This window comes from Metabacillus niabensis, from assembly GCF_902829255.1.
In the GTDB taxonomy this organism is placed as follows: Bacteria; Bacillota; Bacilli; order Bacillales; family Bacillaceae; genus Metabacillus; species Metabacillus niabensis.
The window spans coordinates 1-6758 of record NZ_CADEPK010000234.1; the positions used below are offsets into that span (position 1 = coordinate 1).

The 6758-nt window shown below is 33.2% G+C and carries 9 protein-coding genes; 7 read left to right on the top strand and 2 right to left on the bottom strand.

From position 1 onward, the window contains the following. The 4 genes from udk to HU235_RS15040 all read left to right on the top strand — a co-directional run. Positions 1 to 457: uridine kinase (udk, locus tag HU235_RS15025; protein ID WP_174880717.1), on the top strand; the 457-nt coding region annotated here is incomplete at its 5' end. Between the two features lie 349 nt (positions 458 to 806). Beyond that, positions 807 to 1280: a transcription elongation factor GreA gene (greA, locus tag HU235_RS15030; RefSeq protein WP_095303410.1), complete on the top strand. Its 474-nt coding sequence runs from the start codon at positions 807 to 809 to the stop codon at positions 1278 to 1280. Positions 1281 to 1603: 323 nt separating this feature from the next. After that, complete coding sequence (locus HU235_RS15035) at positions 1604 to 3334, top strand: peptidoglycan D,D-transpeptidase FtsI family protein (protein ID WP_174880718.1); 1731 nt, start codon at positions 1604 to 1606, stop codon at positions 3332 to 3334. A gap of 231 nt (positions 3335 to 3565) precedes the next feature. Beyond that, positions 3566 to 4240 (top strand): YrrS family protein, encoded by a 675-nt coding sequence (locus tag HU235_RS15040; protein ID WP_095303413.1) that lies wholly within the window; start codon positions 3566 to 3568, stop codon positions 4238 to 4240. Positions 4241 to 4317: 77 nt separating this feature from the next. Here HU235_RS15040 and HU235_RS15045 read toward each other — a convergent pair whose 3' ends face one another. Next, the gene (locus HU235_RS15045) at positions 4318 to 4527 is read right to left on the bottom strand and encodes a YrzA family protein (protein WP_095303415.1); all 210 of its coding nucleotides are present in this window, start codon (positions 4525 to 4527) and stop codon (positions 4318 to 4320) included. 194 nt (positions 4528 to 4721) lie between these two features. Here HU235_RS15045 and mtnN point away from each other — a divergent pair, with 194 nt between their 5' ends. The 3 genes from mtnN (at position 4722) to HU235_RS15060 (ending at position 6421) form a co-directional block, all read left to right on the top strand. Continuing rightward, positions 4722 to 5414, top strand: a complete 693-nt coding sequence (gene mtnN / locus HU235_RS15050) for a 5'-methylthioadenosine/S-adenosylhomocysteine nucleosidase (protein ID WP_095303417.1) — start codon at positions 4722 to 4724, stop codon at positions 5412 to 5414. A 161-nt stretch (positions 5415 to 5575) separates the two neighbouring features. Further along, positions 5576 to 5806 (top strand): YrhC family protein, encoded by a 231-nt coding sequence (locus HU235_RS15055; RefSeq protein WP_095303419.1) that lies wholly within the window; start codon positions 5576 to 5578, stop codon positions 5804 to 5806. A 471-nt stretch (positions 5807 to 6277) separates the two neighbouring features. Further along, positions 6278 to 6421, top strand: coding sequence for a YrzI family small protein (locus HU235_RS15060; RefSeq protein ID WP_145585413.1), 144 nt, complete (start codon positions 6278 to 6280; stop codon positions 6419 to 6421). 136 nt (positions 6422 to 6557) lie between these two features. On the opposite strand, the gene HU235_RS15065 is transcribed toward HU235_RS15060, so the two are convergent. Then, on the bottom strand, positions 6558 to 6758 hold a 201-nt coding region (locus tag HU235_RS15065), incomplete at its 5' end, for a sigma factor-like helix-turn-helix DNA-binding protein (protein ID WP_174880719.1).

Consider the following 6758-nt stretch of genomic DNA (forward strand, 5'->3'; position numbering starts at 1 on the left):
TCATCCATTAGCTTTTGATAATGATTTATTATATGAACATTTGCAGTTATTATTAGATCATAAAACGATTGAAAAGCCGATATACGATTATAAATTGCATACTAGATCAAAAGATGTTATGCTTGTTGAACCAAAGGATGTTATTATATTAGAGGGTATATTAATCCTTGAGGATAAACGTTTAAGGGATTTAATGGATATTAAACTATTTGTTGATACAGATGCGGATTTACGAATTATAAGACGTATCTTACGTGATATAAAGGAACGGGGACGTTCAATCGATTCAGTTATTGAGCAATATTTGTCAGTTGTTCGTCCAATGCATAATCAGTTTATTGAACCAACGAAGAGATATGCAGATATTATTATTCCTGAAGGCGGTCAAAATCACGTAGCAATTGATTTAATGGTAACAAAAATCCAAACAATTCTTGAACTAAACGCCATTTTGTAATAACATAGCATAGATAAAGAGTACTATGATCATATTATGTATAAGAATAAGATATTTTCTTTAAAGCATTTTTTCAAAAGTTGAGGGCACTTAGTGGCCCTTGCTTTTTTCAAATGATAAGAAATTCGTTTGTAATCTTTTGATTATTGATAATTAACGACTTTATAAAGGGGAAAATGCCTTTATACAATTCACTTGCTTAAGAAAAACATCTTATTAATCATAACTCTTTATAAACTAGAGGTGGAAAATCTGCCTCCAATGAATACATACTTAATCATAAATCCCTTGTCATTGATTCAGTAAATGTAAAAACATGGGGAAGTCTACTAGAAGGAGTGGAAAAAACATGGCACAAGAAAAAGTTTTTCCTATGACTAAAGAAGGTAAAGAAAAGCTTGAACAAGAGCTTGAATATTTGAAAACGGTTAAACGAAAAGAAGTTGTTGAGAGAATTAAAATTGCTCGAAGCTTCGGTGATTTATCGGAAAACTCAGAGTATGATTCAGCAAAAGAGGAACAAGCTTTTGTTGAAGGTAGAATTACTACTCTTGAAAATATGATTCGTAACGCGAAAATCATTGAAGGAGAAGCGGATACGAGCATGGTATCACTTGGTAGAACTGTAACTTTTACAGAACTACCAGACGGTGATGAAGAAACCTATACGATTGTTGGTAGCGCGGAAGCAGATCCGTTTGAAGGAAAAATTTCAAATGATTCACCTATTGCAAAAAGCTTACTTGGCCGAAAAGTAGGAGAAGAAGTAACTGTTCAAACTCCAGGTGGAGAAATGCTTGTAAAAATCGTAAAAATTAGCTAATGAAATGTTTATTAAATGGACACCTCGTCGAAAATGTAGACGGGGTGTTTTTTATTTTCTATAAATTTAATAAGGTGAAAATCTAAAATTAGACGATAAAAATGTCATGTGCAGAAGGACCAATAATAATTATGTTTAAAATGGTGAGGTGCTGCTACTCACTTGTAAAGTGAGTAGAGTACAAAGCTATAACTAAACACTTCATGCTTTATAAAAAACTTGATTGTATAAAACAGTCCAATTTTTTGTCAATGAAAATAGCAACCAATATGGAATAGAGAGGATTGTGAAAGGAGGTTGTACCCATTTTAAGAAAGAGGTTAATGATTGTCGGTGCATTTATTATGGCTGCATTATTCATTATTTTGCTTCGCTTAGCAGATATACAATTAATCAATACTGAATCCTTTTCAAAAAAAGGAATTAATCTTGTTCAGGAAAGTGTTAATCAGAGAACACAAGAAGTTGTCATTGATGATGGACGAGGTCGTTTTGTCGATCGTAATGGTGAACCGTTAAAAAATCAAGCAGAGCCATCGCTTGTTCTATTTCCTTTTTTGAAGGAGATTGATTGGCCTGTAGAAAAGATAGCAGAAATCGTAAATGTACCAAGTACAAGGTTAAACAATATGCTAACATCTGCATCCGAACCAATCGTTCTTTCTACAAATGAAGGTGTTAGATTATCAAGCAAGGAGCTTGAAAAAATAAATCAATTAGAAATACCTGGAGTCTTTGGTATTTATAGGCAATCCCCTTTAGAAGAATCGATCGGTGAACATATTATTGGAATTACAGGAGAAAATGCAGAATTACTTAGAAAAAAGTACCCAGATAAAAAGGATTTATCTTATAAAACACAAATAGGTATTACTGGGTTAGAAAAAGCCTTCGATGAATTTTTATTACCAGATGCCGAGACGAAATTACTTTACCATGTTGATGGTGACGGCAACCCTCTTTTTGGGATAAATGTAAAGTACATAGCAGATTCAAATCCATTTTATCCTGTTACTGTTGAAACAACTTTAGACAAAGAACTTCAGACAATGGCAGAAGAAGTGTTAAATAAACAAAAGGTGGAAAATGGAGGATTAGTCTTATTAGATATAGAAACTAATAATGTACTTGCTATGGTAAGTAAACCAGAGTTAAATCGTTCTGATAATCATTCACTAACAAATTATATGTTGCAGCCAATTTTTCCTGGTTCAGTATTTAAAACTGTCATTTCTGCAGCCGCAATTGAATATGGTTTAGATGATGCAACAAGGGAATTTAATTGTAATCTTAATTTATATGGGGAAAACGATGGAGGTCAGGATGATGGGATGCTAACATTTGCAAGAAGCTTTGCAAAAAGCTGTAATTATACTTTTACAACATTAGCAGAGGAATTAATGGAGAAGGATGCTTCAGCTATTGAGGAAACTGCAACTAAATTAGGGTTAATTGGGCCCGTAGGTTGGACAGGTGAGGTATTCCATTATCCTCAGTTTAAGCAATTCCCGGAAGAAAAATCGGGAAGGGTTTGGGGAAATGATGCTGATAAGAAAGTTAAGAGAGCTATCGACCAAACGGCTATTGGTCAAAAGGATGTTAAAGTAACACCTTTAGGAGTTGTGAATATGATGTCTACGATTGCACGTGGCGGACAGAAAAAACAAGTTAGGATCGTAGAAAATATATTATATAAAAATGGAACCAATATGTACTCTTTTTCGTCTAATTCTATTGAGGGAGAATCTATTTCACCTTACACTGCATCAAGTCTTCAAAAATTATTGCGTCTTGTTGTAACTGATCCTGAGGGTACAGGTAGAAGATTTCAAACATCACCTTTAGAAGTATCAGGAAAATCAGGTACTGCGCAAACAGGTAAAAAGAATGCGAAAGGTGAAACTCTCTATAACAAGTGGTTTGCTGGATATTTTCCATCGAATAGTCCTAAGTATGCACTTGTTGTAGTTGAGATGGATACAACAAGTGCTGAGGCAGGGACCAATGCAGCGTTTTATGATGTAGTGAATGAAATTTCAAAGCTAGATAAGTAAAAAGTACTTTTTTCCTAAAAGGGTACTATTCCTGTTTTTTTGGAACTATCATTCAAATTAGTATAAATCATATATATTTCATTCTTTGATGAATAAATATTGTTTCGATTTCTAATCCAAAACACCTATTTGTAGTTATTAGTGTTTGAAAAATTAGTGAAACAACTAGATAGAATGGCAATCAAATGCTAGAATAAGACAGAAGGTAAGAGGGCAAAGGAGTGTAGAACATTGAGTAATTATCATGTAAACTCTCGATTTGAAAAAAGAGATAAACGAAGAAAAACGAATATAGTCTTAAATACATTAATAGGTATCGTAGTAGTTCTTATTATTTTTATAGGTTCACAGCTAATTTTAGGTGGAAATGATGCTCAGAAAACTGCTAAATATAATGAACAGCCGGATATTAAACTTGCCAATGAGGAAAATAAAAGTGACGACGCAGTAGATAGTGATAAACAACAAAGTAATGAAGAGCAAGAAATATCTGAAAATGAGCAAGAGGATAGCGATGAAGCTAATGAATCTGAAGTAAATAATGACGAAGCTTTGACGTCTGAGCCTTTAGAAGAAGCTACGATTACTGAGGGAGAACCTGGTTCAGGAATTGTTGAAACGATTGAAAACCCAAGTTGGGAGCCTGTTGGTACATCTCAATCAGAACCGCATGCAGCAGACTATACGAAAGGTTCACAGGATTGGGCTGAAATGACAAAAGCATTAAGCTATGCTACGGGAATTCCTGAATCAGAGATGATTATTTGGTTTTTAGGAAATAACGGTTCACCTAATGATGCAGTTGGTACTATTTCACCTAAAGATAAATCTGCAAAATATAAGGTTTATATTACTTGGGTGGAAAATAAAGGCTGGAAGCCAACGAAAATTGAGAAGTTAAATTAAAAAACAGTGGAATTTTCCACTGTTTTTTTTATAAATCAGAATAATTACTCTTTTGTATAAAAGGTTGAATGGCAATTTTAATTCAGTGAAGCTTTAAAATGGACGACAGCACTATAGAGCCTTTTTCCATCTTCTGTGACATGCATCTGATGGGAGACGGATTGAACACTTAATAATAATGCTTGGTTCTGTTCAATTTTTTCATTGATATTCTTTTCTAAATCTTTTATTGAAGTTGCCTCAAAAAATTCGATTTTATCCTTAATAAGATCTAATTGGAAATCCATATAAACACCTCAATACTACATATTCTATAAGCATTTTATCAAACATTGAGAATAAAGAATAGCTCACATGGACAGCTGATTTTAATTCATCGAATAGAAGATTATAATCCAAGCTTGCTTTGTGAAAATAAAATAGGTACACTTCTAAGGGAATACATAAGTATATCTGATATATGTGAAAGGACTTGACAACCATGAAAATTGCAATTATTGGTGCGATGGAAGAAGAAGTAACGATTTTACGAGATACTCTCGAAAACCGAAAGCAAGAATTTATTGCTGGATGTGAATTTACATCTGGAATCTATAAAGGCGTTGAAATCATTTTATTAAAGTCTGGTATTGGAAAAGTGAACGCAGCAATGAGCACAACACTTTTATTAGACCGTTATCAACCAGACTATGTTATAAATACTGGTTCTGCGGGTGGCTTTCATTCCTCATTAAACGTTGGTGATGTTGTCATTTCATCAGAGGTTAGACATAATGATGTTGATGTTACAGCTTTTGGTTATGAGTATGGGCAAGTGCCAGGCTTACCTGCTGCGTATATTCCTAATGACATGCTAGTAAATGTTGCTGAAAAAAAGGCAAAAGAAATAAATGATATTCAAGTAGTAAAGGGTCTTATTGTAACAGGAGATTCATTCTTAAATGACCCGAATAAAGTTGAATTTATTCGTAGTAAATTCAGTAATTTGTACGCGGGAGAAATGGAAGCAGCGGCAATCGCACAAGTTTGTCATCAGTTTGATACACCATTCGTTGTGATTCGTGCTTTATCAGATATTGCTGGGAAGGAATCAGATGTATCATTTGATCAATTTTTGGACAAAGCTGCTAAGCATTCAGCACAATTAGTATTGAAAATTGTTGAAGGAATATAACGATATTCAAAATCACAGTGCTTCCTCCTATTGATATTAAATCAGGAAACTGATAGGGAGGAGGCTCTTCTCTATTCTATAGTTGGAGAAATTTACTTGCTTCGTAGCCTACTAGTTTATGATATTGTATGTTTATGTTAAATAAGCTAGGTGGGGATAATATGGAAAAGAGAAGATTACGTGCACTTTTTACAGATTTTAAATATTATGCGATGATTTTATTAGCAGTTAGTGTATTTTTATATATTGGTGTTGTATTGCCGAATGAAGGAACTAGCGAATGGCGTGATATAATCTTGATGGTTTCAACGCTCATCTTCTTAGCGGCATCGTTTACTTGTTTTAAGGTCTCATTGAAATATAAAAAACAATATGAAAAGCTTGAAGAGTAAAAAACGGCTGATGTTATAGTCGTTTTTTTATTTTTACTTACTTTAGACTTGACTGCCTGTTTATGTATAGCTTCCTCGTAATCCAACTTTTAGCTCCTTTATAGGCTATGGAAAATTCAGAATTTTACAACTTTTTAAAAGTTCATTTACAGAAATGGTAAAAGAGGATATAATTACCAAGAAGAAAACAAAGGAGGTCGTTTATGATGAAATCAGTTAAAAATATGGTAACAGTAAATCTAGAATTTCATAATAACCATCTAATCGACCAAGTTGTTGAATTCTCAATTTAATGTGATTTAAAATAATTGATCATTGAGCCGCAGGTTGAGTCGAAAATGCTTGTGGCATATCTATATCTAAAACGTCACAGGCTGTCCTGTGGCGTTTTTATTTTAAAATTCCCTCTATAAAGACAGTTTGTGACGATGGCAACAAATTTGGTTTAGTATCTTTTAAGGAGGTGATACAATGACGATCAATTTATTTTTTATTACATTATCATTGACAATTTCAAAGCGTGTACAATCAAAAGATAAATATGAAAGAGATCTTGAAGTACAAGAAAGAATGGAACAATCGAAAGATTATCTATTTAAGAATGGAAATATGTAATTGAATGTGTAAAAAATATTGGGAGGCGATGTTAATGCTAAGAAGAGAGTTATTAATTCACTTAATTGTTGAGAAGGACACTGCCTAGCTTGGTATAGAAATATAGGGAAGAGATATAATCTCTTCCCTTGTTTTATTACCGATTTTTTTTATTTCTTTTTTCCTTTTCAGCACGATAAAATTCGTGAAACATTTTCATGAGAGCTCTTTTTTCGATTCGAGAAACATAACTTCTGGAAATACCTAATTCCTTTGCGATTTCTCTCTGGGTTTTTTCTTCTTTTAAATCTAAGCCAAACCTTCCGATAATGACTTCCTTTTCACGACCATCTAAAAT

Bases quoted from the DNA above. Each gene is read 5' to 3' on its own strand.
- HU235_RS15055 (WP_095303419.1), top strand. From the start codon at position 5,576: ATGGAAAAGAGAAGATTACGTGCACTTTTTACAGATTTTAAATATTAT.
- mtnN (WP_095303417.1), top strand. From the start codon at position 4,722: ATGAAAATTGCAATTATTGGTGCGATGGAAGAAGAAGTAACGATTTTA.
- greA (WP_095303410.1), top strand. From the start codon at position 807: ATGGCACAAGAAAAAGTTTTTCCTATGACTAAAGAAGGTAAAGAAAAG.
- HU235_RS15060 (WP_145585413.1), top strand. From the start codon at position 6,278: ATGACGATCAATTTATTTTTTATTACATTATCATTGACAATTTCAAAG.
- HU235_RS15035 (WP_174880718.1), top strand. From the start codon at position 1,604: ATGATTGTCGGTGCATTTATTATGGCTGCATTATTCATTATTTTGCTT.
- HU235_RS15045 (WP_095303415.1), bottom strand. From the start codon at position 4,527: ATGGATTTCCAATTAGATCTTATTAAGGATAAAATCGAATTTTTTGAG.